Annotated in this window: 18 protein-coding genes, 1 tRNA gene and 1 pseudogene; 5 read left to right on the plus strand and 15 right to left on the minus strand. The window is 63.2% G+C overall.

The features are described from left to right. Window positions 1–4: 4 nt before the first annotated feature. The 8 genes from EJ077_RS05640 to EJ077_RS05675 all read right to left on the minus strand — a co-directional run bounded on the left by EJ077_RS05640 (window position 5) and on the right by EJ077_RS05675 (window position 9,272). The gene (locus EJ077_RS05640) at window positions 5–949 is read right to left on the minus strand and encodes a carbohydrate ABC transporter permease (protein ID WP_208700292.1); all 945 of its coding nucleotides are present in this window, start codon (window positions 947–949) and stop codon (window positions 5–7) included. Beyond that, entirely contained in the window at window positions 946–1,902 is a 957-nt protein-coding gene (locus EJ077_RS05645) for a carbohydrate ABC transporter permease (RefSeq protein ID WP_208700294.1), read from the minus strand. The genes EJ077_RS05640 and EJ077_RS05645 overlap by 4 nt, the downstream gene beginning before the upstream one ends. 90 nt (window positions 1,903–1,992) lie before the next feature. Beyond that, complete coding sequence (locus EJ077_RS05650) at window positions 1,993–3,246, minus strand: ABC transporter substrate-binding protein (protein ID WP_208700296.1); 1,254 nt, start codon at window positions 3,244–3,246, stop codon at window positions 1,993–1,995. A gap of 58 nt (window positions 3,247–3,304) precedes the next feature. Beyond that, entirely contained in the window at window positions 3,305–4,816 is a 1,512-nt protein-coding gene (locus EJ077_RS05655) for an aldehyde dehydrogenase family protein (protein WP_208700298.1), read from the minus strand. Between the two features lie 17 nt (window positions 4,817–4,833). Beyond that, a complete protein-coding gene (locus EJ077_RS05660) occupies window positions 4,834–5,610 on the minus strand; it encodes an enoyl-CoA hydratase/isomerase family protein (protein WP_208700300.1) in 777 nt (258 codons plus the stop codon). Beyond that, window positions 5,603–7,204 (minus strand): acyl CoA:acetate/3-ketoacid CoA transferase, encoded by a 1,602-nt coding sequence (locus EJ077_RS05665; protein ID WP_208700302.1) that lies wholly within the window; start codon window positions 7,202–7,204, stop codon window positions 5,603–5,605. Before EJ077_RS05665 ends, EJ077_RS05660 begins: the two co-directional genes overlap by 8 nt. Next, entirely contained in the window at window positions 7,201–8,217 is a 1,017-nt protein-coding gene (locus EJ077_RS05670) for a Gfo/Idh/MocA family protein (protein ID WP_208700304.1), read from the minus strand. The genes EJ077_RS05665 and EJ077_RS05670 overlap by 4 nt, the downstream gene beginning before the upstream one ends. After that, the gene (locus tag EJ077_RS05675; protein WP_208700306.1) at window positions 8,214–9,272 is read right to left on the minus strand and encodes a LacI family DNA-binding transcriptional regulator; all 1,059 of its coding nucleotides are present in this window, start codon (window positions 9,270–9,272) and stop codon (window positions 8,214–8,216) included. Before EJ077_RS05675 ends, EJ077_RS05670 begins: the two co-directional genes overlap by 4 nt. A 242-nt stretch (window positions 9,273–9,514) precedes the next feature. Here EJ077_RS05675 and EJ077_RS05680 point away from each other — a divergent pair, with 242 nt between their 5' ends. After that, entirely contained in the window at window positions 9,515–10,669 is a 1,155-nt protein-coding gene (locus tag EJ077_RS05680) for a dihydrodipicolinate synthase family protein (RefSeq protein ID WP_208700308.1), read from the plus strand. A 201-nt stretch (window positions 10,670–10,870) separates the two neighbouring features. On the opposite strand, the gene EJ077_RS05685 is transcribed toward EJ077_RS05680, so the two are convergent. Together EJ077_RS05685 and cpdR are read right to left on the minus strand one after the other, a co-directional pair. Further along, window positions 10,871–10,945: transfer RNA gene (locus EJ077_RS05685), tRNA-Val, on the minus strand. Window positions 10,946–11,060: 115 nt separating this feature from the next. Continuing rightward, window positions 11,061–11,423 carry a cell cycle two-component system response regulator CpdR gene (cpdR, locus tag EJ077_RS05690; RefSeq protein WP_010911372.1) on the minus strand — a complete coding sequence of 121 codons (363 nt, stop codon included), beginning with the start codon at window positions 11,421–11,423 and terminating at the stop codon, window positions 11,061–11,063. Between the two features lie 161 nt (window positions 11,424–11,584). Here cpdR and EJ077_RS05695 point away from each other — a divergent pair, with 161 nt between their 5' ends. Both EJ077_RS05695 and hisN read left to right on the plus strand, forming a co-directional pair. Further along, window positions 11,585–12,526 (plus strand): N-formylglutamate amidohydrolase, encoded by a 942-nt coding sequence (locus EJ077_RS05695; RefSeq protein ID WP_127869910.1) that lies wholly within the window; start codon window positions 11,585–11,587, stop codon window positions 12,524–12,526. A 371-nt stretch (window positions 12,527–12,897) separates the two neighbouring features. Continuing rightward, a complete protein-coding gene (hisN, locus tag EJ077_RS05700) occupies window positions 12,898–13,671 on the plus strand; it encodes a histidinol-phosphatase (protein ID WP_208700310.1) in 774 nt (257 codons plus the stop codon). A gap of 12 nt (window positions 13,672–13,683) precedes the next feature. Here hisN and EJ077_RS05705 read toward each other — a convergent pair. The 4 genes and pseudogenes from EJ077_RS05705 to EJ077_RS05720 form a co-directional block, all read right to left on the minus strand. Further along, window positions 13,684–14,513 (minus strand): annotated as a pseudogene (locus EJ077_RS05705) (helix-turn-helix domain-containing protein). Window positions 14,514–14,616: 103 nt separating this feature from the next. Next, the gene (locus tag EJ077_RS05710) at window positions 14,617–14,847 is read right to left on the minus strand and encodes a DUF1127 domain-containing protein (RefSeq protein WP_208700312.1); all 231 of its coding nucleotides are present in this window, start codon (window positions 14,845–14,847) and stop codon (window positions 14,617–14,619) included. A gap of 3 nt (window positions 14,848–14,850) precedes the next feature. Further along, window positions 14,851–15,006 carry a hypothetical protein gene (locus EJ077_RS05715; RefSeq protein ID WP_167531297.1) on the minus strand — a complete coding sequence of 52 codons (156 nt, stop codon included), beginning with the start codon at window positions 15,004–15,006 and terminating at the stop codon, window positions 14,851–14,853. A 168-nt stretch (window positions 15,007–15,174) separates the two neighbouring features. Then, window positions 15,175–16,152 carry an alpha/beta fold hydrolase gene (locus EJ077_RS05720; RefSeq protein ID WP_208700314.1) on the minus strand — a complete coding sequence of 326 codons (978 nt, stop codon included), beginning with the start codon at window positions 16,150–16,152 and terminating at the stop codon, window positions 15,175–15,177. Window positions 16,153–16,630: 478 nt separating this feature from the next. On the opposite strand from EJ077_RS05720, the gene EJ077_RS05725 reads away from it, so the two are divergent. Beyond that, a complete protein-coding gene (locus EJ077_RS05725; RefSeq protein ID WP_027142918.1) occupies window positions 16,631–17,098 on the plus strand; it encodes an Hsp20 family protein in 468 nt (155 codons plus the stop codon). Between the two features lie 121 nt (window positions 17,099–17,219). On the opposite strand, the gene EJ077_RS05730 is transcribed toward EJ077_RS05725, so the two are convergent. Beyond that, window positions 17,220–18,272 carry a threonine aldolase family protein gene (locus EJ077_RS05730; protein WP_208702913.1) on the minus strand — a complete coding sequence of 351 codons (1,053 nt, stop codon included), beginning with the start codon at window positions 18,270–18,272 and terminating at the stop codon, window positions 17,220–17,222. 488 nt (window positions 18,273–18,760) lie between these two features. Here EJ077_RS05730 and gltB point away from each other — a divergent pair, with 488 nt between their 5' ends. After that, window positions 18,761–23,494, plus strand: coding sequence for a glutamate synthase large subunit (gene gltB / locus EJ077_RS05735; RefSeq protein ID WP_208700316.1), 4,734 nt, complete (start codon window positions 18,761–18,763; stop codon window positions 23,492–23,494). Window positions 23,495–23,497 lie beyond the last annotated feature (3 nt).

Below are 23,497 nucleotides of genomic sequence, written 5' to 3' on the forward strand. Positions count from 1 at the left end.
TGGGTTATCCTTTGACCGCGCCCGCCATCAGGCCACGCACGAAATAGCGGCCGGCGAGCACATAGACGAGAAGGGTGGGGAGGGCGGCGATCATCGCAGCCGCCATGTTGACGTTGTATTCGACGACGCCGGTCGAGGTGTTGACGACGTTGTTGAGCGCCACCGTCATCGGCATCGCGTCGCCGGTGCCGGCATAGGCGGACGCGAACAGGAAGTCGTTCCAGATGTTGGTGAACTGATAGATGACGGTGACGACAAAGATCGGCATCGAGTTCGGCAGCATGATGCGCCGGAAGATCTGGAAGAAGGAAGCACCGTCGACCTGCGCGGCCTTGACCAGTTCGGTCGGGAACGCCTCGTAGTAGTTGCGGAAGAACAGCGTGGTGAAGCCGATGCCGTAGACGACGTGGACGAAGACCAGATTGACCGTCGAATTGCCGAGGCCGAAACTCGTTCCGATCGAGTTTTGCAGCGTCACGCCGAACCGGCCGACGCTGCCCAGGATCGTCGCCATCGGCAGCAGCACGGACTGGAACGGAATGAAGCAGGCAAACAGCATCAGTCCGAACACCAGCGTCGCACCGCGAAAGCGCCATTTGGTCAGCACGTAGCCATTGAGCGCACCGAGCATGGTCGAGATCAGCACGGCCGGAACCACCATCTTGATGGAGTTCCAGAAATAGCCCTTGATGCCGGCGCAGGTGAGGCCGACGCAGGTCTCGCCCCAGGCCTTCAGCCAGGGGTCGAAGGTCGGCGCCTTGGGCAGCGAAAGCATGTTGCCGTTCTGGATCTCGTCCATGGTCTTGAACGAGGTCACCAGCATGACGAACAGCGGCATCAGGTAGAACAGCGCGAACAGCGCCAGAAGCCCGTAGATGACGATGCGGTTGACGATCTTGACGTTCATGCCGCCGCTGGCCTGGCGGGCGGGAGTGGTCACGGCGCTCATCGCGGCTTCTCCCTCAGTTCTGAATAGAGATAGGGCACGATGATGGCGACGATGGTCATCAGCATGATCACGGCGCTTGCCGAACCGACCGCCATCTCGTTGCGCTTGAAGGTGTATTCATACATGAAATTGGATGGCAGCCATGCCGAGCCGCCGGGACCGCCGCTGGTCAGCGCCACGACCAGATCGTAGGATTTGATGGCAAGGTGCGCGAGCACGATGAAGGCCGACAGGAAGATCGGCCGCAGCAGCGGAATGACGATGCGGCGATAGAGCTGGAAGGTGGTGGCGCCGTCGATCTGCGCCGCCTTCATGATCTCGCCGTCAATGCCGCGCAGGCCGGCCAGGAACATCGCCATGATGAAGCCGGAGGCCTGCCAGACGCCGGCGATGACCACCGTGTAGATGACGAAATCCTTGTTCTTGATCCAGTCGAAATGGAAGCTCGTCCAGCCCCATTGATGCAGCGTCTGCTCGAGGCCGAGGCCAGGGTCGAGGAACCATTTCCAGGCGACGCCGGTGACGATGAAGGAGAGCGCCATCGGGTAGAGGTAGATGGGACGCAAAACGCCTTCGCCGCGGATCTTCTGGTCGAGCAGGATGGCCAGGAACAGGCCGAGCGCCAGGCAGATCAAGATGTAGAGAAGGCCGAAAATGCCCATGTTGGTGATCGACGTGTACCAACTCGACGGCGGATCGGTGTCGAAGGTCCAGTTCCACAGCCGCTGATAGGCACGCGGGCCGGTTATGGCGTAGGACGGGAAGGTCTTGGAATTGGTGAAGGACAGATAGATCGTCCACAGGATGAAGCCGTAGACGAAGACGACGGTGATGGCGAAGCTCGGCGCCAGCACGATCTTGGGCAAGGCGTCCTGCAGGCGCCCGCGCACCGAGGTGCGCGGGCGGGCATGCTCCGGCGTCAGCTTGATCTGGGTGGTCGCAACTGTGCTCATGGGGTTCCTCCCGTCGGCGTTCGGCCGACCGGCCTCACGGACCGGGAACCTTCCCCGCCGGAGCGGGGAAGGTGTTTGGGTGCGTAATGCTTACTTGGCGTCGTCGATTGCCTTGACCAGTTCGGTCACGGCCTCGTCCGAGGTCTTGATCTGACCGTGGACGAATTTGGAGACGACGTCCTTATAGGCATTGGCGACAGCCGGAGGCGCGCCATAACCCTGGGCCAGCGAGCCGAACAGCGTGCCACCTTCATTGGCCTTCTTCAGATCGGCAATACCCTTCTTGCCGCAAGCGTCGAAGTCGGTGTCAGGCACGTCGGTGCGGGCCGGAACCGAACCCTTGACGACGTTGAAGGCCGACTGGAAGCTCTTCGACAAGGTGGCTGTGGCCAGTGCGACCTGGGCGGCCTTGCGGTCTTCCGGGACGTTGAACATGCCGAACATGTCGGAGTTGTAGATCACCGAGCCGTCCGTGCCCGGGAAGCGATAGCACAGAAAATCCGTGCCCGGGGTCTTTTTGGCGGCGTGGAACTCGCCCTTGGCCCAGTCACCCATGACCTGCACCAGGGCATCGCCCTTGATGACCATGGCGGTGGCGAGGTTCCAGTCGCGGCCCGAGAAGTTCGGGTCGACATAGGTGACGAGCTTGGCGAGGTTGTCGAACGACTTCTTCATCGTGTCGGACTTGAGCGAGGCGTCGTCGAGGTCGTTCATCGCCTTCTTGTAGAACTCCGGCCCGCCGGTCGACAGCACGACGGAGTCGAACATGGTGGCTTCCTGCCAGTTCTGACCACCAAGCGCGAGCGGCGTGACGCCGGCCGCCTTGGCCTTGTCGAGCAGGGCGATGAAATCGTCGAAGGTCTTCGGCTCGGTGCCGCCGATCTTGTCCATCACCGCCTTGTTGATCCACAGCCAGTTGACCGAGTGAACGTTGACCGGAGCGGCGACCCACTTGCCTTCATAGACCGAGAACTTCTGCAAGGCGGCAGGAACCGATTTGTCCCAGCCTTCCTTCTTCGCCGTCTCGGTGAGGTCGCCCATGACGCCGGCTGCGGCATAGTCGAGCACGGTGTAGCCGAGCATCTGCGAGGCGGTCGGATAGTTGCCGGCCGCGACCATTGCCTTCAGCGCGGTCATGGCAGCGTCACCGCCACCGCCGGCGACAGGAACGTCCTTCCAGGCATAGCCTTCCTTGGCCAGATCCTGCTTGAGCACGTTGAGGGCAGCCGCTTCGCCGCCCGACGTCCACCAATGCAGCATCTGAACTTCCTTGACGTCGGCGGCGTGCGCCGCGAAGGCAAAGCTCGAAGCGAGAGCCGTTCCGATAAGCAGTTTGCGCAACATGTACTTCCTCCCTTGTTGCAACTCACATGACCGGCGGATGCCGCCGGGGTCTCCCAACTCAGCCGACCCACCAACCGGTGCGCTGGCCGCGATGAAACTGGATTGTCTTTTCCTCAGTATAGTCCTCGACGGCGCGCTTGCCGAGTTCGCGGCCCAGGCCCGACTGCTTGTAGCCGCCGAACGGCAGTTCTGGATAACCTTCCATGAACGTGTTCACCCAGACCGTCCCCGAACGCACGCCCCGCGCCACCGACATGCAGGTGTCGATGCTGGCGCTCCACACACCCGCCGACAGACCATAGGGCGTGTCGTTGGCGATGTGCAACGCCTTTTCAATCGTTTCAAAAGTCAGCACCGAGAGCACTGGTCCGAACACTTCCTCACGGGCGACGGCCATGTTTTCGGTGACGTTGCGTAAGATCGTCGGATCGAGATATTGGCCGGCATTCGAAGGCAGTTGCCCGCCGCCGCTGTAGATGCTGCCGCCCTCACTCGCGGCGGCCGCGACGTAATCGCTCACCTTGGCCAGATGGTCGGATGAAATCATCGCGCCGACCTTGGTCCTGTCGTCGAGCGGATCGCCAACCGTCACCTTGGCGGTAAGGGCCTTTACGGCGGCCAGAAAATCGTCGGCGATCGCCTCATGGACAATCAGCCGGCTGCCGGCATTGCAGCATTCGCCGGCGTTGAAGAATCCGCCGAACACTGCTGCATCGGCGGCCGCTTCAAGATCGGCATCGGGGAAGACGATCTGGCCGTTCTTGCCGCCGAGTTCCATCGAGACTTTCTTCAGCGACTGCGCGGCCGACGCCATGGTCATCTTGCCGACGCGGGTGGAACCGGTGAACGACACCATCTCGACCAGCGGATGGCTGACCATTGGCGCGCCGACATCGGCACCGAGACCGGCGAGGATGTTGACGACGCCGGAGGGCAGGCCGGCCTCCATCAGGATGTCGCCGAGCACGAAGGTCGAGGCCGACGTCATCTCGCTCGGCTTGACCACGGCCGTACAGCCGGCGGCCAGCGCGAAAGGCAGTTTCTGGCTGACGATGAGGAACGGGAAATTCCACGGCGTGATGATCGAGACGACGCCGATCGGTTCGCGCAGCACGACGCCCAGCATGGCGTCCCCGAGATTGGCGTAGCTCTCGCCGTGCAGCGTGCGGGCAAGCGAGGCGGCATAGCGCCAGATGTCGACGGCGCCACCGATCTCGCCGCGCGCCTGGGCGATCGGCTTGCCGGATTCCAGCGCATCGAGGCGGGCGATGTCTTCCAGTCGCACCTCGATCAGGTCGGCCGCCTTGAGCAGGATAGCGGCGCGCTCGGCCGCTTTCATGCGCGGCCAGGGACCGGTCTCGAACGCCCTATGTGCGGCCTGCGTCGCGGCTTCCACTTCGGCAGCACTTGCCTGAGCATAGTGTGAAACGGTGAAGCCGTGGCCGGGGCTCTTGCGTTCCAGCATGCGGCCGTCGCGGGCATCGACATGCTTGCCGTCGATCAGCAGCTTGTATGCCTTGGGCGCGGCGGAAGCCTCGGCGGGCATGGAAATCTTCAGAGGTGCATTCATGTGATTTCCACTCTGTCCTAGGAACGCGAAAACACGGGCTTCTGCTTGGTCTTGAAGGAGCCGACGCCGGCCTTGATATCCCCGGTGAGCGCTATGAAGCCGCTGGCCAGGGCTTCCGTCGCGGCAGCGCTTTCCTCGCCTTCGGCAATGGCGATCATCAGCTTGGCGGCTTCGGTCGCCAGCGGGCCGCGTTCGGCGATCTTTCCAGCCCAGGCCTTGGCTTCGTCTAACGCTTTGCCGGTTTCGACGACGCGGTCGACGATGGCAAGCACGAGCGCTTCAGCCGCCAGAACAATCTCGCCACCGACAGCCATACGGCGCACAGTCTGGGCGCCGAAGCGGCGCACCGCGCGTTGCGTGCCGGACCAGCCGGGGACGACGCCGATCGAGGTCTCGGGGAAGCCGAGCTTGATGTGCGCTTCCGCGACGCGAAAATCGCAAGCGACAGCCAGCTCCAGTCCGCCGCCGAGCGCATGACCAGACAGAACGGCGATGGTCGGCTGCCGCAGCCGTGCTAGCCGGTCGAAGACACGGTGGCCGTAGCGCACCCATTGCACCTGGAAATCGGCAGCACTCATGCCACCCCAGGCCTCGACATCGCCGCCAGCGCAAAATCCCTTGCCTTCGCCGCATATGAGGACGGCGCGGACACCTTGGGCGCTTTCCGCCTCATCGAGCGCCGCTTCCAGCGCGCGCAGCATCGGGATGTCGAGCGCGTTGAACTTTTCGGGTCGGCGCAAGGTGACGATGCCGATCCCACCATCCTGCTCGAAGGTAACGAGGCTCTCAGCCATGCGCGCCTCCGAGCGAGGCGCCGCCATTGAGCGAGAGGCCAATCGGCCGATCCTGGTAGAGCGCGGCCGGCGTCATCTTGAGGTCGTTGGCTACGTTGAGCGGGATCTCGGCCTGTGCCAGCACATCGCGCTCGAGGTCGATGCCCGGCGCCAGTTCCGTCACCATCAGCCCATCGGGCGTCAGCTTCATCACGCAGCGCTCGGTGACATAGGTGATGTCCTGTCCCTGCGCGACTGCACGCTTGCCCGAGAAGGAGATATGCTCGACCTCGTTGACGATCTTCTTGACCTTGCCCTCCGCATCGATGCGAATGCCGCCATCGGCCAGCGAGAGCTTTGCCCCGGCGTTGAAGAAGCCAGAGAAAACAATCTTCTTCGCCCGCGACGTGATGTCGACAAAGCCGCCGGCGCCGGCGGTGACATGCGGCCGCGCCGAAAGTTTCGAGACGTTGACCGAGCCGTGGCGGTCGATCTGCAGGAAGGAGAGCAGCGAAGCGTCGAAGCCGCCGGCCTGGAAATAAATGAACTGGTGCGGCGAGGGCATGATCGCCTCGGCATTGGAGGCGCAGCCGAACTTGAAGTCGAGCAGCGGCACGCCGCCGACGGCACCCTGTTCGATCACCCAGGTGACCTTGCCGTGCTGGCCTTCCTCCAAAAGAATGCGCGGCACGTTGGCCGAGATGCCGAAGCCGATGTTGACGGCCATGCCGTCGCGCAGCTCCATGGCGACGCGGCGCGCGATCACCTTCTGGACGTTCATCTCGGCATTGCGGAAGCTCGACAGCGGCCGGAAAATTTCACCCGAAATGGCCGGATCGTAAGGCGTCAGCGTCGTCTGCAACTGGTCCGGGGCGACGACGATATGGTCAACCAGCACGCCGGGCACGCGCACATCATGCGGCTTCAGCGTGCCGTTTTCGACGACGCGCTTTACCTGTGCGATGACGATGCCGCCATTGTTGCGGGCGGCGAGCGCCTGTTCCAGCCCACCGAGATAGGCGCCCTCATGCTCGTAGGTCAGGTTGCCGCGCTCGTCCGCCGTGGTGGCGCGGATGATCGAGACTTGCGGCACGATGGCGCGGAAATAGAGCCATTCCTCGCCGTCGAACTGCTGTACCGAGACGATCGGCTCGCCGGCGGCGGCGTTCATGGCGCAGCCCTGGTGGCGCGGGTCGGCGAAAGTGTCGAGGCCGACCTTGGTCAGCACGCCCGGCCGCTTGGCGGCGGCCTCGCGGTGCATGTCGAACAGGATGCCGGACGGCACGTTATAGGCGGCTACGGAATTGTTGCCTATCATCTTCCAGATCTGCGGCGGTTCGGCGGAGGAGGGGCCGGACGGATAGGAGCCGCAAAGCGTGCGCTTCAACAGGCCAGGCTTCGCCAGATGGTCGATGCCCTTGATGCCATACATGTCGCCGGCGGCGATGGGATGCAGCGTGGTGATGTCCTTCGGATGGCCCTCGCTGTCGAAGCGTTCGCCGATGGCGGCGAGTACGGCGTCGGGACAGCCAAGACCGCTCGACGAGGACACCGAGACGACCATGCCGTCCTTGATCAGGCTGGCTGCCTGCGCCGATGAAACGACCTTGCTCAATTCATGCTCCCGAATTTCGGGTCGATCTTGACGGCCTTGCCGGAATTGGCCGATTGCAATGCCGCCTCGGCCGCTGTGAGCGACCAGATGCCGTCCTCGCCGGTGGCGGAGGGCTGGTCCTCGCCACGGATCGCGGCATGGAACCGGCCCACCGACCTGACGTAGAGGTTCTCGCGGTCGAAGCTCAATTCTCCCTCGCTTTCCGCGGTGCGGAGCGTCACCGTGCCGACTGGTTTCTGCGTCATGACATTGCGGGCGATCAGCGAACCCTCCGAGCCGTGCACCTCGAAACCGGTGTCGGCAAACCTGGTGGTGAAGCCTTCATGCGATTGCGCGATGAGGCCCGACTTGAAGCGCCAGAGGCACATGGCGCCGTCTTCCAGCCCGCTGCCGGCCATGCCGGCTGATTGCGTGAAAGCGGAAACCTCGACCGGATCGTCGCCAAGCACGAAGCGCAGCGTGTCGGCATCGTGCACGGTGATGTCGAGCACCGCGCCGCCGCCGGCCTCGGGCCTGGCAATGCGCCAACCCTGCAGGTTCTCGGGCAGGTAGACGGAATGGAAGACCCGCGCGGCAATGGGCCGGCCGATGCGGCGGGCGGCAATCGCCTCGCGCATTACACGGTGCGCGCCGGCGTTGCGCAGATGATGATTGGTGCCGAGCACGATGCCCGCGGCTTTGGCCGCGGCGACCATTCTACGCGCGTCGGCGCTGGTCAGCGCCAGCGGCTTTTCACACAGCACATGCTTTCCTGCCTCTATCGCGGCGAGTGCTTGTTCGAGGTGCAGTTCGTTGGTTGTCGAGATGTAGACGGCGTCGATGTCGGACCCGAGCAAGGCATCGAGATTTGATACCGAGGCGGGAATGCCATTTTCCCTTGCATAGGCCGCGGCGCGTTCCGCGCTTGAACTCATCACAGCCGTGATCTCGCCATCGGCTTGCGCGCGAATGGCGTCGATCATGAATTGCCTGGCGATCGTGCTGGCGCCGATCAGCCCCCATTTCACGCTCATCTCGCGGCTCCCGTTGCGGCTGGCCTGTTTCGTGTGCGGCGATCTGGGCCGCAGCTTTCCCTGACCACGAGATTGACGGCGCCGATATGGTCCTCGGCGCGCGTGGTGCGTGACTGGATCATCTTGATCATGACGTGGGCCGCGCGTTCGCCGAGACCGGCGGAGTCCACCGCGACGCTGGTCAGCGCCGGCATGTAATGTTCGGCCTCGACCACATCGTCGAAGCCGACGACGGCGAAATCCGCGCCCGGCTCAAGTCCGCGCTTGCGCAGCGCCAGCATGACGCCAAAGGCGACGGCATCGTTGAAGCAGAGCGCCGCCGTTGGCGGCTCGACCATTGCGAGCGACGTCTCCAGGCAGGCCATGCCGCCCTTGCGATTTGTCTCGCCCTCGATGATGAGCGCGTCGCGGGGGTCTATGCCAAGCGTTTCGCAGGCTTCGCGAAAGCCGCCCAAGCGCTCATGATAGACGATGAGGTCGGACGAGCCGCCGAAGAAGGCCAGGCGGCGATGCCCCTTGCCGACGAGATGAGCGGTGGCGAGATAGGCGCCACGATGATTGTCGGGCGTGATCACCGGGATACGGCTTTCCGGCAAGCGGCGCATGGCGAAGACGACCGGCACGCCCGCCATCTCCAGTCGCCGGAAGGCACCGGGCGTGGTGCCGCGCGCCGGCGAGACGATGAGGCCGGCGACGCCTTGCTCCATCAGCGATTTCAACACTTCTTCCTGGCGCACCGGGTTCTCCGCCGTGTTGGCGATGAACGGCACGATGCCGGCCGACTGGAAGACGCGCTCCATGCCCACTGCCAGTTCAGCGAAGAACGGATTGGTGAGATCGTTGATGACCATGCCGATGACGTTGGAATGGGCCTTGCGCAGATTGGCGGCGCCGCGGTTGTAGACATAGCCGACATCCTCGATCGCCTTGCGAACCTTGACCGCGGTCTCGGGGCGGATCAGCCCGCTGCCCTGGAGCACGAGCGACACCGTCGATTTGGACACGCCTGCCTCGCGGGCGATGTCGAAGATCGTCGCCTTGGCGCGGCTGGCCATCCAGATATCTCCTCCCGGCTTTCTCAATCGAATTTATTGGAACGTTCTAATGTCTGCTCCATGGGTGAGTCAATCGAGATTTTTCTCAATCAAACCAGGACGATCATACGTGGTCCAACGATATGCCGTGCAAGGCTTCCTGTGTTGCAACGCAGCATTGGCCGGCGAGTCACTTTCGAATCTTAAAGGTTCTTGATTTATTGGAACGTTCCATTTAATAAACGCCGAAAACGGAGAGATCGATGGACATTGCCTTGCCCGGCGCGAGTGGCCGCAGCACCGGTTACGCGCTTGTCGGACAGCCGGTCCAGCCGGTGATCGGCGCGCGGTTCCCGCGCATCGCCTATGCCGCCGCGCATGTCGTCGCCGATCCCCTGGAAATGACCGATCCATGGTCGCGACCGGTTGTCGACTGGGACAGGACGATGGCGTTTCGCCATCATCTTTGGCGGCTCGGCTTCCGCATCGCCGAGGCGATGGACACGTCGCAGCGCGGCATGGGTTTCGATTGGGCGAGCGCCAGGGAATTGATCCGCCGTTCAATCGCGGAGGCGAGGACCGTCGCTGACGCCGATCTCGCCTCGGGCGCCGGAACCGACCATCTGCCGCCGGCGTCGGCCAGGACACTGGATGATGTGATCGCCGCCTATGAGGAGCAGTTCGCGTTTATCGAAGGACAGGGCGGCAAGGCGATCATGATGGCCAGCCGCGCGCTGGCCGCCGTCGCCAAGGGCCCGGACGACTATGCCTTGGTCTACGACCGCATACTGGGCCAGGCCTCCGGCAAGGTCATCCTGCACTGGCTGGGCGACATGTTCGATCCGGCCTTGAAAGGCTATTGGGGCAGCGACGATTTCGAGACCACACTCGATACGGTGGTCGCCATCATCGAGCGCCATGCCGGCAAGGTCGAGGGCATCAAGATATCGCTGCTCGATGCCGGCAAGGAGGTGGCGCTCAGGAACCGGCTGCCGGACGGCGTGGTGATGTTCACGGGCGACGACTTCAATTATCCCGAACTGATCGCCGGAGACGGCAAGCGCCACTCGCACGCGCTGCTCGGCATTTTCGACGCGATCGCGCCGGTTGCCAATGCGGCGCTGGCGAAGCTGGCTGACGGTGACCGTGCCGGCTATGACACGCTGATGGCGCCGACCGTGCCGCTGTCGCGAAAAATCTTCGAGGCGCCGACCGAATATTACAAGGCCGGCATTGTCTTCATGGCTTGGCTGAACGGCCATCAGGACCATTTCGCGATGGTCGGAGGCATGCAGTCGGCGCGCGGCATCCGCCATTATGCGGAAGTCTTCCGCCTTGCCGATCAGGCTGGATTGCTGGCCGATCCAGAGATAGCGGTTGCTAGGATGAAGAGCCTCTGCGCCGTCGCGGGCGTCTGAGTGGCACACAGGTGGGCCGTGTGCCGCCAACTTGAGTGTTGTGGCTTGACCCTTCGCAAAACTCGCTGACAGGCCTGGGAATACCCCTGATCCGACACCGCAATGATTCGATGAGGGAATAGGGCAGCGGGGGAATCAGGGCACGCAGCAGCGGCCAGGCCTTCTGCCCTATCTCTTCGACCTAGCTGGCTTGGATCTGGATGGTGGGCGTGACAGGGATTGAACCTGTGACCCCTGCAATGTCAATGCAGTGCTCTCCCGCTGAGCTACACGCCCATCCGAAGCCGCGCATACACCATTTTTGGTCCGGCGCGTCAATAGCAGGAAAAGAGGAAAAACACGTCGTCTCGCCGCGGCTGTGGACTGACCCCGGCGGCTTGCGGAAGGCGGCTCAGGCCGCGTGCAGCATCTTCTCGACCTCGTTGACGAGGTCGCGCAGGTGGAAGGGCTTGGACAGCACCTTGGCGTCTTTCGGCGCCTTGGAATCCGGGTTCAGCGCGACGGCGGCGAAACCGGTGATGAACATGACCTTGAGGTCGGGGTCGATCTCGGTGGCGCGGCGTGCCAATTCGATGCCGTCCATCTCCGGCATGACGATGTCGGTCAGGAGCAGCGAGAACGGTTCCTCGCGCAGCCGCTCATAGGCGCTGGCGCCGTTGTCGAAATCGCTGACCTGATAACCGGCGCGCTCCAGCGCCTTGACGAGGAACCGACGCATATCGTCGTCGTCTTCCGCCAGAAGAATGCGTGCCATGTTGTCCCGTCCGAATCACCCGCCGAGACTGCCGTGGGGCAGGCCCGTTAACCATCCTGTATATGAGGAGGTGAGAGTAAACATCAAGTGAACACGGACGCGCTTGTCCCACATTTGCCCAGCGGCACGACCGCCGAAATGCTGGACATGCGGCCAGCAAGGTGGCAGTTTCATGCCATGATGCACTGGTGTTTTCGGGTTCGTTCAAATTGAAGACGGCAGCCGAGGATTTTTCGGTCTTTCCACCCTTCGAAATCCGGTCGGGCGCCGAGCAGCGCGTCCCCTTCCTCTTCAATTCACCGCATAGCGGCCGCTACTATCCCGAACGCTTCCTTGCCATGGCAAGGCTCGATCGCAACGCCATCCGCCGCTCGGAGGATTGCTATGTCGACGAGCTGTTCGGCGGCGCCGTGGCACTGGGTGCGCCGATGCTGGCGGCAAATTTTCCGCGTGCCTATCTCGATGTCAACCGCGAGCCCTGGGAACTCGACCCGCGCATGTTCGCCGAGCCGGTGCCGTCCTTCTGCAACATCCGCTCCGCGCGCGTGGCCGGCGGGCTTGGCACCGTGCCGAAGCTGGTGGGCGAGGGGCTCGACATCTATGCTGGCCGCTTGCCGCTCGCCGAGGCGGTTGCCCGCATCGAAGCCGTCTACAAGCCCTATCACGAAACGCTGAAGCGGCTTTTGACCCGGACCCACGCCCGTTTCGGCTTTGCCGTGCTGATCGACTGCCATTCGATGCCGGCGAGCATCCGTGTCGGCGACAACGGGCTGCGGCCGGATTTCATCATCGGCGACCGTTTCGGCATATCGGCCACCGCGGCCCTGACCGAAACCGCGATCGGCCTATTGACCGCGATGGGCTATACCGTTGCTCACAACAAGCCTTATGCCGGTGGTTTCATCACGGAACATTACGGTCGCCCGGCGCGTCATCTGCATGCGCTGCAGATCGAGGTCAATCGCGGGCTCTACATGAATGAGCGGACATTCGAGAAAGCCGCCGGCTTCGACGCGCTGGCCGACGATCTGACGCGATTTTCAGCCGACCTGATGGCGATGCCGGACCACCATTTCATCGACCTGCCGCTGGCCGCGGAGTGAAGATCACGCCTTGTCCCATGCGTGCCACTGCCCGAACACCCTTTGTGTGGTTTTGGGCGGCACGCTCGGGAGCGGCGGCTGAAAAAAAGACCGCATCGTTTGCACGATACGGTCGAAGTCTAGGGAGGAAACGCCCAAGGAGGGCATGGACAGGAAACCCTGTCCGAGGTTGAGGGTATTGTGCAGCGCACAAATGTCAAGCGACGTTCAGGCTTTTTTAATTCAGAGTGATGTGGAAATTGCGTTTCGTTGACAGAAACGTGACATTTCAGCAACAGGTGTCGCTGCCGGAAAATTCTCGAACACCCTTGTCTTGGCGCGAGAGTGGCGGCAAACGACAGTCCAGGCATGCTGCAATGCGGGAGAATCAGTTGGACATCAGCATCGATTTCATGCGCCGCATCGCGCAAGCGGCAGCGGCTGAGACCTTGCCGCGCTTTCGCGCCCAGGGCGCGGTCGCCAACAAGGAAAAGGGCAGTTTCGATCCGGTCACCGAGGCCGATCGCGAGGCCGAGCGCGCCATCCGGGCATTGATATCGGCTGAGTATCCCGACCACGGTATCCTGGGCGAAGAGCACGGCAGCGAGAACATCTCCAGCCGGCATGTCTGGGTTATCGATCCGATCGACGGCACGCGCGCCTTCATCTCCGGCCTGCCGGTGTGGGGGACGCTGGTCGGGTTGACGGTCGACGGCGATGCGGTCGCCGGCATGATGGCGCAGCCCTTCACCGGCGAGCTGTTCTACGCCAATGAGTCCGGCTCGCATTACGAGGGACCGGGCGGTCCGCGAAAACTGTCGACCCGCAAGACGACAAAACTCGATGAGGCGACGCTGTTCACCACCACGCCGGCCCTGTTCAAGGGCGAAGCGCGCACGCGCTATGACGCGTTCGAGAAACAGGTCCAACTCGCCCGCTACGGCGCCGACTGCTATGCCTTCGCCATGATCGCTTCGGGCAGTGTCGACATCGTCACGGATCCCGGCCTGAAGCCTTACGACATCGTCGCGCTCATCCCGATCATCGAGAAGGCCGGTGGTGTCGTCACCACTTTCGACGGTGGGCCGGCGGAGAATGGCGGCGATGTGCTGGCGGCGGCGACACCGGAGCTTCATGCCGCCGCCATGGCTGCCCTGCGCGGCTGACATCACCTACGGTCAGCGCGACCGTATCGAACGCTGGAATTCCGCTGGCGTACGCCCGTAGACCTGCTTGAACGCCGCGCTGAAATGGCCGTGGCTGGAGAAGCCGAGATCCATGCCCAGCGTGGTCAGATTGTCGTAACGGCCAAGCAGGTCAAGCGCACGCGCCAGCCGCAGGCGCAGATGATAGCGGTAGAGCGGCATGGCTTCGACCTGCTGGAACACCTGCGTCAGGTAGACCGGCGAAACGCCGACCTCGACGGCGATCCCGGCCAGCGTCCAGCGCCGTGACAGGTCCGACGACAGCACGAGCTTGGCGCGGTCGACCAGCTTCTGCCGGCCGGGCTGGCGCCCGCGACATGCGAGGTGCGCTCGCCAAGCGAGCGCCGCACCAGTGTCAGGGCGAGTGTCTCGGCCTCCAGCGTTTCGGCGACCTTGCGGCTCAGGCTGTGGCGCAGCAGCGCCACCAGCGCCTGCGCGCGCGCGTCGATGCGCCGGCACTGACGACGAAACGCCAGCGTGCCGCCGGAGCGAAGCTGATCCTTCGGCGCCAGCTCCCGCAATTGACCCTCCTCGATGACGAGGTCGAGGCAGGCGTCGCCGCCCTCGATGGGATGGCTGACCTGATAAGGCTCGGCTTCATTGAAGAACAGCAGTTGATTGGCTTCCGCCACCGCGTCGTTGCGGCCGACATGGCGCACGAAGACACCGCGATAGGGAAACACCAGATGCATGGCCGCGGTGCATTCTTCATCGCTCCTGTGCCGGCACTCGCCACTGCAGACGACGTCCCTCACCCTGACGGTGCCGGTGTCGAGAAGCGGCTGTACCGTGAATTGCGACATGGCCGTTGCGCTCTTCCCCGCGCCGGAAAACGAACCCGGAATTGCGGAGAGCACTTTACGCAAGCGAACTGCCCAGTCCTGTCAGGAGACTTTCGACAGGCGCTTAGCGGCGCCTGAATTCCGCATAGGCCTGGCCACGCGAAAGACCGGTGTCCTTGAGCTGTTCGTCGCTCATTTCGAGCAAGGCAAGGCGGCTCCTTCGTTTCTCCATCTGGCGACCGAACCATCTTGCCACCGCAATGCAGTGGGCACGCAAGGACTGCTTGGCGGTCGCGGCGCGGACTGCCGGCGTCCGTCCGGAAAGGCGGTGCACGGTTGTGTGATCGGGGCGCATCGCTCAATCCTCGCCCGTGCCGGCCGCCGAGGCGCCGGCTTCGTTCAGCGCCTGCGCGCATTCCTCGCAGCAGACCTCGACGGTCTTGCCGCCGACCTTCACGCGGATCGGGTTGGCGTCCAGTTGGCAATCGCAGGCGGCGCAGGTTTTCTCGGTCATGATCTCATCTCCATGGCGTTCAATTCGACGCATGCAGATGAGCATTCCGGAGCGGCCGCGGGCTGTCAGAATCTTTAGCAGTTTGCGTACAGGGGGCCTGGCCGGCGCCTCCTTCCCGACAACGGGGTGTCAGCTATGCCGGCCTGTGGGAGGCGCTGCGGAGGGCCGTCAGGCCGTCGGGTCGTCCGAGCCGGGGACGAAGGCGTCGAAGGCGGCGAGGAATTGCTCGCGGTAGAGGTCGACTTCCTGCAGGATTTCGTGCTTGGCCCCGTCGATCATCAACAGCGATCCGAGTCTCAGATTTCTGGCGTATTTTTCCACCGCCTTTGTCGAGACGACCTGGTCGGCGCCGGCGGCGATGATCAGCAGAGGTACCTGGATGCGGGCCATGAAGTCGGGGTCGCTGATGGCTTCCGACGCCTTCGCCGCCGCCTGCAGCCAGCGGATCGTCGGCCCGCCAAGCGCCAGTTGCGGATATTCTTCATAGATGCGGGTGTTGCGGCGATAGCGCCGTGGATCCGACGTCACCTTGTTGGCTTCGAAGGGCAGGGTGTGTCTCGGCCGTGGACCCCAGGCGGCATAGAGCCTGCCGAGTCCCAGGGCGCAGAAAAGCGAACAGACCCGGCGCACCGTCCCTATCGAGACCGGCAGATCGGGCAATGTCAGGAATGGCGCGATCAGCACCATGCGCCGCACGCGGTTCACCATCGACGGCGCGGCAAGCAGCGTGATCACTGCTCCGGCGGAATGGGCAAGGATGTAGTAGGGTCCACGGCAGTCCGGCAGCACGATCTCCTCGAAGAACTGCTCCAGGTCGGCCGTATAGTCGCGGAACGACCTGACATAGCCGCGCTGACGATCCCGGATCAACCGGTCGGAATCGCCCTGGCCGCGCCAGTCGAGGGTGGCGACACCGAAGCCGCGCGCGGCAAGGTCGCGGATGGTCTCGAAATATTTCTCGATGCACTCGTTGCGGCCGCCAAGCAGCACCACGGTGCCGCGCAGTGGACGCGTCACCGCTGCGAACAGGCCATAACGTATCTTCTTGCCGTCGCGCGTGGTGAAAAAGCCGCCTGTGGCGTTTTCCGGCCGCGGATTGCCTTCAACTTCGTGAAAAAGGGGGGTGTCGTGGAAAAGATCCGTCATTCGGCGCTTTGTGCTCGGCGTCTTTGCGCGCCAGCTGTCGCGGCTGGCCTCGTCAAGGTGATAGACGCCAATACATCAAAAGCAAAGCAAATCCGGCTCATGGAGGACCGCAACGGGGAAGGCCGGAAGCGGCTTTGAGCGCGCTTCCGGCCCCTGTCGATCCGGGAGGAAGGGACGTTAACACCCGGTTCGGCCTCGATGCGGCACCTCTGGAAAACCGGCGCCGCCAATCCTTGATCTTGAGGGCCACTTTAGCGGCGGCTGTCTGAACGGACGCCGAAGCGCCGGTTCATCTGCCGTTCATCAAAAGGCTGGCCGCCTCACTCTTTTCCCGTCAAACGAAACTTGAAATGCTTTCGAGCGCTCCCCAGATGTGGTTTGCGGCCGCCAATGTCGGGGCCGCTGGTCTTCCCGAAACGCCGCTCACGGGTTTCGCACCGGCCATACGCAACCATGTTGCTCAACAGGAGAACACCTCATGCGTCACGTTGATTTTTCCCCGCTTTATCGTTCGACCGTCGGCTTCGACCGTCTCTTCACGATGCTGGATTCCCTCGCGCAGCCCGATGGCGCGCAGACCTACCCGCCCTACAACATCGAGCGCACCGGTGAGGATTCCTACCGCATCTCGATGGCGGTTGCCGGCTTCTCGGATGACGAGATCTCGATCGAAGCCCACCGCAACGTGCTGACCGTAAAGGGTGAGCGCAAGGACGAGGGCACCGGCGAAGGTTCGGAGCTGCTCTATCGCGGCATCGCCTCCAGGGCCTTCGAGCGCCGCTTCCAGCTTGCCGATCACGTTGAAGTCGTCGGTGCCGCGCTGAAGAACGGCCTGCTCTTCGTCGACCTCAAGCGCAACATTCCCGAAGAGCTGAAGCCGCGCAAGATCGCGATCACCTCGGCTCCGGCCAAGGCCAAGCAAATCGAGGCCAAGACCGCTGCGTAATATCTGTTCAGCGCAATTCCGGACGGAAAACCGCTTCACACTTTTCCTGGAATTGCTTTGAAGTCTCCCGAGACGGAAGCGGCGCCGAAAGGCGCCGCTTTTTTGTTGCCGGGGACACCGGTTAGCCGGCGATCAACTGGCCAAAGCGGTCGACTTCCTCCGGGGTCGTCGCAAAACTGGTGACGAAGCGATAGAGCAGCTCGTCCTCGCCGATATGACCGTCGAAGCCGTGCGGCCTGTGCCAGTCGTAGAAGGCCGCGCCGGCCGCCTGCAGTTTCTCGGCTTGCGTTTTCTTGATCACAGCGAAGACTTCGTTGGCCTGCGGCAGCCACGCTAGTTTGGCCGTGGCCGAATCCTCGATAGCTGCTGCCAGCCGCGCTGCCATGGCGTTGGCATGCCTTGCGGTGTCGAGCCACAGCCGGTCCTTGAAATAGGCTTCGAACTGCGCCGCGACGAAACGCGACTTCGAAAACAGCTGTGCCGCTCGCTTGCGCAGAAAGGCCAATTCCTTGGCGCGGTCGAGATCGAACAGCACGATCGCCTCGGCGCACCAGCAGCCGTTCTTGGTGCCGCCGAAGGACAGGATGTCGACGCCGCGTTTCCAGGTCATTTCGGCTGGCGTGGTGTCGAGCGCGGCCAGCGCATTGGCAAAGCGGGCGCCGTCCATGTGCAGCGGCACGGAATGGTGCTTGGCGATCGCCGAGATCGCTTCGATCTCGTCCAGGCCATAGATTGTGCCGACCTCGGTCGACTGGGTGATCGAAACGGCCATCGGCCGGCCCCAATGGACCACCTCGCCGGCGAAACGGCCGATCGCCCTGTCCAGATTGTGTGGTTCGATCTTGCCCAGCGCGCCGTCGACCGCGTGCAGTCGCGCGCCGCCTGAAAAATATTCCGGCGCGCCGCATTCATCTTCGATGACATGCGATTCGCGGTGGGCGAAGGAAATGCCGCCTGGCTTGTTATAGGTCGTCAGCGACAGCGAATTGGCGGCTGTGCCGGTCGCCACGAAGAATACGGCCACCTCGCGTTCGAAAATCTCGCTGAAGCGCTGGTAGACGGCCTGGTCGAGCGCACCGTCGCCGTAGGCGGTCGAAAAGCCGGCGGTATGAGCCGAGAGGCCGGCTGCAATGCTTGGGTGGGCGCCTGCCCAATTGTCGGAAGCGAAGAACATGCGTCTGCCTGTGTTGGGAAAATCGCCGGGGACCTTGACCGGTTTCATGACCCGCCCGCAAGAGCCAGCCACCAGAAAACGGGTAAAGCCAGTGTCGGGCTGGCGGCGGCCTTCAGAGACCGAAGCTTACGTTTTTCGGCTGCCTCACGAAATTTTGTGTCGCGATGCGGCCAAGTTTTTTGTGAATCGGTCTTGTGTGGGTTCTGGATTTCTGTCATAAAAATTTAGGACAGTAGTGCTGTCTTATTTTGTCGCACAAAACTGGCTGGATTGGCGTATCGTTTGGGCCACTCCGGCTTTTGCCGCGAGCGACAGGTGGACGGACCAGCTCTGGCCTGTACGATACCGGATGTGAACCTGCGGCGCGCCGCTTGGTTCGGCGATTTCGCAAGACGTGCCGCAAGAATGAAGGGGCGAGCCCAAGTGCTCGCCAAGGCAAACCAGCGCCCGCAGGCCATGCCAAGTGGCGCGGAACGGAGGATAGAACGATGACGGAATTGACGCTCTCTGCGACGAACGGCCAGGCCGCGCAGACGAAAGCGGCCGCCGTCAAAAATACCTCCATCAAAAATCGCGCGACTACCGGCGGCCTCACCCCTCAGGGTCTCTACGATCCGCGCAACGAGCATGACGCCTGCGGCGTCGGCTTCATCGTCAACATGAAGGGCGTGAAGTCGCATCAGATCGTCAAGGACGGGCTTGCCGTGCTCGAGAACCTGACGCATCGCGGCGCCGTCGGTGCCGATCCGCTGGTCGGCGACGGGGCCGGCGTGCTGGTGCAGCTTCCGGATCTTTTTTTCCGTGAGGAGATGGCGGCCCGAGGTATCGAACTGCCACCGGTCGGTCAGTATGGCGTCGGACACTGGTTCATGCCGCAGGATGCCATCCTTCGTGCCCATATCGAAGAGATCATCGCCGAATCGGCGCAGTCCGAGGGGCTGCCGCTGCTCGGATTCCGTGACGTGCCGGTCGACAATTCGTCGCTGTCCAAGGCGCCTGACATCGTCGCGTCCGAGCCGTTCCACCGCCAGGTCTTCATCGGCCGCACGGCCGATATCACCGATGACGAGGAATACGAGGCCAGGCTCTATCTGCTGCGCAAGGTCATCTCCGGTCGCATCTACGCCGAGAACGACAACAAGGATGTCGGCGCCTATTGCGTATCGCTGTCGGCGCGCACCATCGTCTACAAAGGCATGTTCCTGGCCTATCAGGTCGGCGCCTACTACAAGGACCTCAAGGACCCGCGTTTCGAAACCGCGCTGATCCTCGTCCACCAGCGCTTCTCGACCAACACCTTCCCGTCGTGGAAGCTGGCGCATCCCTACCGCATGGTCGCCCACAATGGCGAGATCAACACGGTGCGCGGCAACAACAACTGGATGGCGGCGCGCCAGGCGTCGGTCGATTCCGAACTGTTCGGCAACAACATCTCGAAGCTCTGGCCGATCTCCTATGACGGCCAGTCGGATACCGCGTGCTTCGACAATGCGCTCGAGTTCCTTTTCCAGGGCGGCTACAGCTTGAGCCACGCCATGATGATGCTGATCCCGGAAGCCTGGGCGGGCAACAAGCTCATGGATGCCGACCGCAAGGCTTTCTACGAGTATCATGCGGCGTTGATGGAGCCGTGGGATGGGCCGGCAGCAGTCGCCTTCACCGATGGCCGCCAGATTGGCGCCACGCTCGACCGCAACGGATTGCGTCCGGCACGCTACATCGTCACCGATGACGACCGCGTCATCATGGCTTCGGAAGCCGGCGTGCTGCCGGTGCCGGAGGAGAAGATCGTGCAGAAGTGGCGGCTGCAGCCCGGCCGCATGCTTCTGATCGACCTGGCCAAGGGCCGCATCGTCCCCGACGAGGAGATCAAGTCGGAGATCGCGACCAGGCACCCCTACAAGACCTGGCTCTCCAACACGCAGCTCATCCTGGAAGATTTGAAGCCGGTGGAGCCGCGCGCGCTGCGCAAGGACGTCAGCCTGCTCGATCGCCAGCAGGCGTTCGGCTACACCCAGGAAGACACCAAGCTGTTGATGTCGCCGATGGCGACCACCGGCCAGGAAGCGGTGGGCTCGATGGGCACCGACACGCCGATCTCGGCGATGTCGGACAAGTCGAAGCTGCTCTACACCTATTTCAAGCAGAATTTCGCCCAGGTCACCAATCCGCCGATCGACCCGATCCGCGAGGAGCTGGTAATGAGCCTGGTGTCCTTCATCGGACCGCGGCCGAACATCTTCGACCTGGTCGGCAATTCGCGCCGCAAGCGGCTCGAGGTGCGCCAGCCGATCCTGACCAATGGCGATCTCGAAAAGATCCGCTCCATCGGCCACACCGAGGACCGTTTCGACACCAAGACGATCGACATCACCTATGGGTCGAGCGAAGGCGCGGCCGGCATGCAGGGCGCCGTCGAACGTCTGTGCGAGCGGGCCGAAGCAGCGGTCGCCGGCGGCTACAACATCATCATCCTTTCCGATCGCCAGCTCGGACCGGACCGCATCGCCATTCCGGCACTGCTGGCGACGGCCGCCGTGCACCACCATCTGATCCGCAAGGGCCTGCGCACCGCGGTCGGCCTGGTCGTCGAATCGGGCGAGCCGCGTGAGGTGCATCATTTCTGCTGCCTTGCCGGCTATGGCGCGGAAGCGATCAACCCCTATCTCGCTTTCGACACGCTGCTCGACATGCACAAGCGCGGCGAGCTGCCGGAAGAGGTAGACGCCTATGAAGTGGTGTCGCGCTACATCAAGTCGATCGGCAAGGGCATTCTCAAGGTGATGTCCAAGATGGGCATCTCGACCTATCAGTCCTATTGCGGCGCGCAGATCTTCGACGCCATCGGGCTGAAGACCGATTTCGTGCAGCAGTACTTTACCGGCACCGCGACGCTGATCGAAGGCGTTGGACTTGATGAGGTCGCAGGTGAAACCGTCAGCCGCCACACAGACGGCTTCGGTAGCGATCCGGTGCTGCGCAACAGCCTGGAAGTCGGCGGCGAATATCTGTTCCGCATGCGCGGCGAGGCGCATATGTGGTCGCCCGACGCGGTTGCCACCTTGCAGCACGCCGTGCGCCAGGGTTCGTGGGACACGTTCAAGGAGTATTCGGCGCAGATCGACAGCGAGACGGCTCGCGCCCAGACCATACGCGGCCTGTTCAAGATCAAGCTGGCGGATGAGAGCGGGCGCAAGAAGGTCGCGCTCGACGACGTCATGCCGGCGGCCGACATCGTCAAGCGCTTCTCGACCGGGGCGATGTCGTTCGGTTCGATCTCCAGGGAAGCGCACACCACGCTGGCGCGCGCCATGAACCAGATCGGCGGCAAGTCGAACACGGGCGAGGGCGGAGAAGAGGCCGATCGCTATCTGCCGCCGCCTGGCGGCGGCAAGAACCCGGAACGCTCGGCGATCAAGCAGGTCGCCTCGGGCCGGTTCGGGGTGACGGCCGAGTATCTCGTCAATTCCGATGTCATGCAGATCAAGGTGGCGCAAGGCGCCAAGCCCGGCGAGGGCGGCCAATTGCCCGGCCACAAGGTCGACGCGACCATTGCCAAGGTGAGGCACTCGACGCCGGGCGTCGGCCTGATCTCACCGCCGCCGCACCACGACATCTATTCGATCGAGGATCTGGCGCAGCTGATCTACGATCTGAAGAACGTCAATCCGGCCGCCGACGTGTCGGTCAAGCTGGTGTCGGAAGTCGGTGTCGGCACGGTTGCCGCCGGCGTCGCCAAGGCGCGCGCCGACCACATCACGATCTCGGGCTACGATGGCGGCACTGGTGCATCGCCGCTGACCTCGCTCAAGCATGCCGGCAGCCCGTGGGAGATGGGTCTCGCCGAGACGCATCAGACGCTGGTGTTGAACGGCCTGCGCTCACGCGTGGCGCTGCAGGTCGATGGCGGCCTGCGCACCGGGCGCGACGTCATCATCGGCGCGCTGCTCGGCGCCGACGAGTTCGGCTTCTCGACCGCGCCGCTGATCGCGGCCGGCTGCATCATGATGCGCAAGTGCCATCTCAACACCTGTCCGGTCGGTGTGGCGACGCAGGACCCGGTGCTGCGCAAGCGCTTCAAGGGTACGCCCGAGCATGTCATCAACTTCTTCTTCTACGTGGCGGAAGAGGTGCGGGCGCTGCTCGCTGAAATGGGCTTTACCCATATCGACCAGATCATCGGCGACGCCGACCTTCTGGAAAAGCGCGACGTGATCAAGCACTGGAAGGCGCGCGGGCTCGATTTCTCGAAGATGTTCTACAAGCCCGATGCGCCGCATGAAGCAGTGCATTGGACCGAGCGGCAGAAGCACCCGATCGACGACGTGCTCGACCGCAAGCTGATCGAACTGGCGAAGCCTGCATTGGAGGCGAAGCAACCGGTCAAGATCGAAGTCGACATCCGCAATGTCGACCGTTCGACGGGCGCCATGCTGTCGGGTGAGGTGGCCAAGCGCTTCAAGCACAAGGGGCTGCGCGAGGACACGATCCAGGTCAAGCTCACAGGAACCGCCGGCCAGTCCTTCGGCGCCTTCCTGGCGCGCGGCGTTTCCTTCGAGTTGGTCGGTGCCGGCAACGACTATGTCGGCAAGGGCCTGTCGGGCGGCCGCATCGTCATCCGGCCGCCGCAAGAAGCTAGGATCGTGGCGGCCGATTCCATTATCGTCGGCAATACCGTGCTCTATGGCGCGACCGAGGGCGAGGCCTATTTCGCCGGCGTTGCCGGCGAGCGCTTCGCGGTGCGCAATTCGGGCGTGGCCGCCGTCGTCGAAGGCGTTGGCGACCATGGCTGCGAATATATGACGGGCGGTGTCGTCGTGGTCATCGGCAAGACCGGCCGCAACTTTGCCGCCGGCATGTCGGGCGGCGTCGCCTATGTGCTGGACGAGGCGGGCGATTTCGCCGAGCGCTGCAACATGGCCATGGTCGAGTTGGAGCCGGTTCCGGAAGAAGACGACCTGATGGAAAAGCTGCTGCACCATGGCGGCGACCTCGACCACAAGGGCCGCGTCGACGTCTCCGGCGACATGACCAGCCATGACGAGGAACGGCTCTACCAGCTGATCTCGAACCACGTGCACTATACGGGTTCGGTGCGCGGCCGCGAGATCCTGGACAACTGGGCGACGTTCCGGCCGAAATTCCGCAAGATCATGCCGGTCGAATACCGCCGCGCGCTGATCGAGATGGAACGCATGCGCATGGGCGTCGCGGCCGAATAGATT

Origin of the sequence: Mesorhizobium sp. M8A.F.Ca.ET.057.01.1.1, from assembly GCF_003952565.1 — a bacterium.
GTDB lineage: Bacteria > Pseudomonadota > Alphaproteobacteria > Rhizobiales > Rhizobiaceae > Mesorhizobium.

Coding starts and splice junctions, on each gene's coding strand:
- EJ077_RS05655 (WP_208700298.1), bottom strand. CDS start 4,816: ATGAATGCACCTCTGAAGATTTCCATGCCCGCCGAGGCTTCCGCCGCG.
- EJ077_RS05720 (WP_208700314.1), bottom strand. CDS start 16,152: ATGACGGATCTTTTCCACGACACCCCCCTTTTTCACGAAGTTGAAGGC.
- EJ077_RS05670 (WP_208700304.1), bottom strand. CDS start 8,217: ATGAGCGTGAAATGGGGGCTGATCGGCGCCAGCACGATCGCCAGGCAA.
- EJ077_RS05725 (WP_027142918.1), top strand. CDS start 16,631: ATGCGTCACGTTGATTTTTCCCCGCTTTATCGTTCGACCGTCGGCTTC.
- EJ077_RS05660 (WP_208700300.1), bottom strand. CDS start 5,610: ATGGCTGAGAGCCTCGTTACCTTCGAGCAGGATGGTGGGATCGGCATC.
- gltB (WP_208700316.1), top strand. CDS start 18,761: ATGACGGAATTGACGCTCTCTGCGACGAACGGCCAGGCCGCGCAGACG.
- EJ077_RS05640 (WP_208700292.1), bottom strand. CDS start 949: ATGAGCGCCGTGACCACTCCCGCCCGCCAGGCCAGCGGCGGCATGAAC.
- EJ077_RS05715 (WP_167531297.1), bottom strand. CDS start 15,006: ATGACCGAGAAAACCTGCGCCGCCTGCGATTGCCAACTGGACGCCAAC.
- EJ077_RS05680 (WP_208700308.1), top strand. CDS start 9,515: ATGGACATTGCCTTGCCCGGCGCGAGTGGCCGCAGCACCGGTTACGCG.
- EJ077_RS05675 (WP_208700306.1), bottom strand. CDS start 9,272: ATGGCCAGCCGCGCCAAGGCGACGATCTTCGACATCGCCCGCGAGGCA.
- EJ077_RS05710 (WP_208700312.1), bottom strand. CDS start 14,847: ATGCGCCCCGATCACACAACCGTGCACCGCCTTTCCGGACGGACGCCG.
- cpdR (WP_010911372.1), bottom strand. CDS start 11,423: ATGGCACGCATTCTTCTGGCGGAAGACGACGACGATATGCGTCGGTTC.
- EJ077_RS05645 (WP_208700294.1), bottom strand. CDS start 1,902: ATGAGCACAGTTGCGACCACCCAGATCAAGCTGACGCCGGAGCATGCC.
- EJ077_RS05730 (WP_208702913.1), bottom strand. CDS start 18,272: ATGTTCTTCGCTTCCGACAATTGGGCAGGCGCCCACCCAAGCATTGCA.
- EJ077_RS05650 (WP_208700296.1), bottom strand. CDS start 3,246: ATGTTGCGCAAACTGCTTATCGGAACGGCTCTCGCTTCGAGCTTTGCC.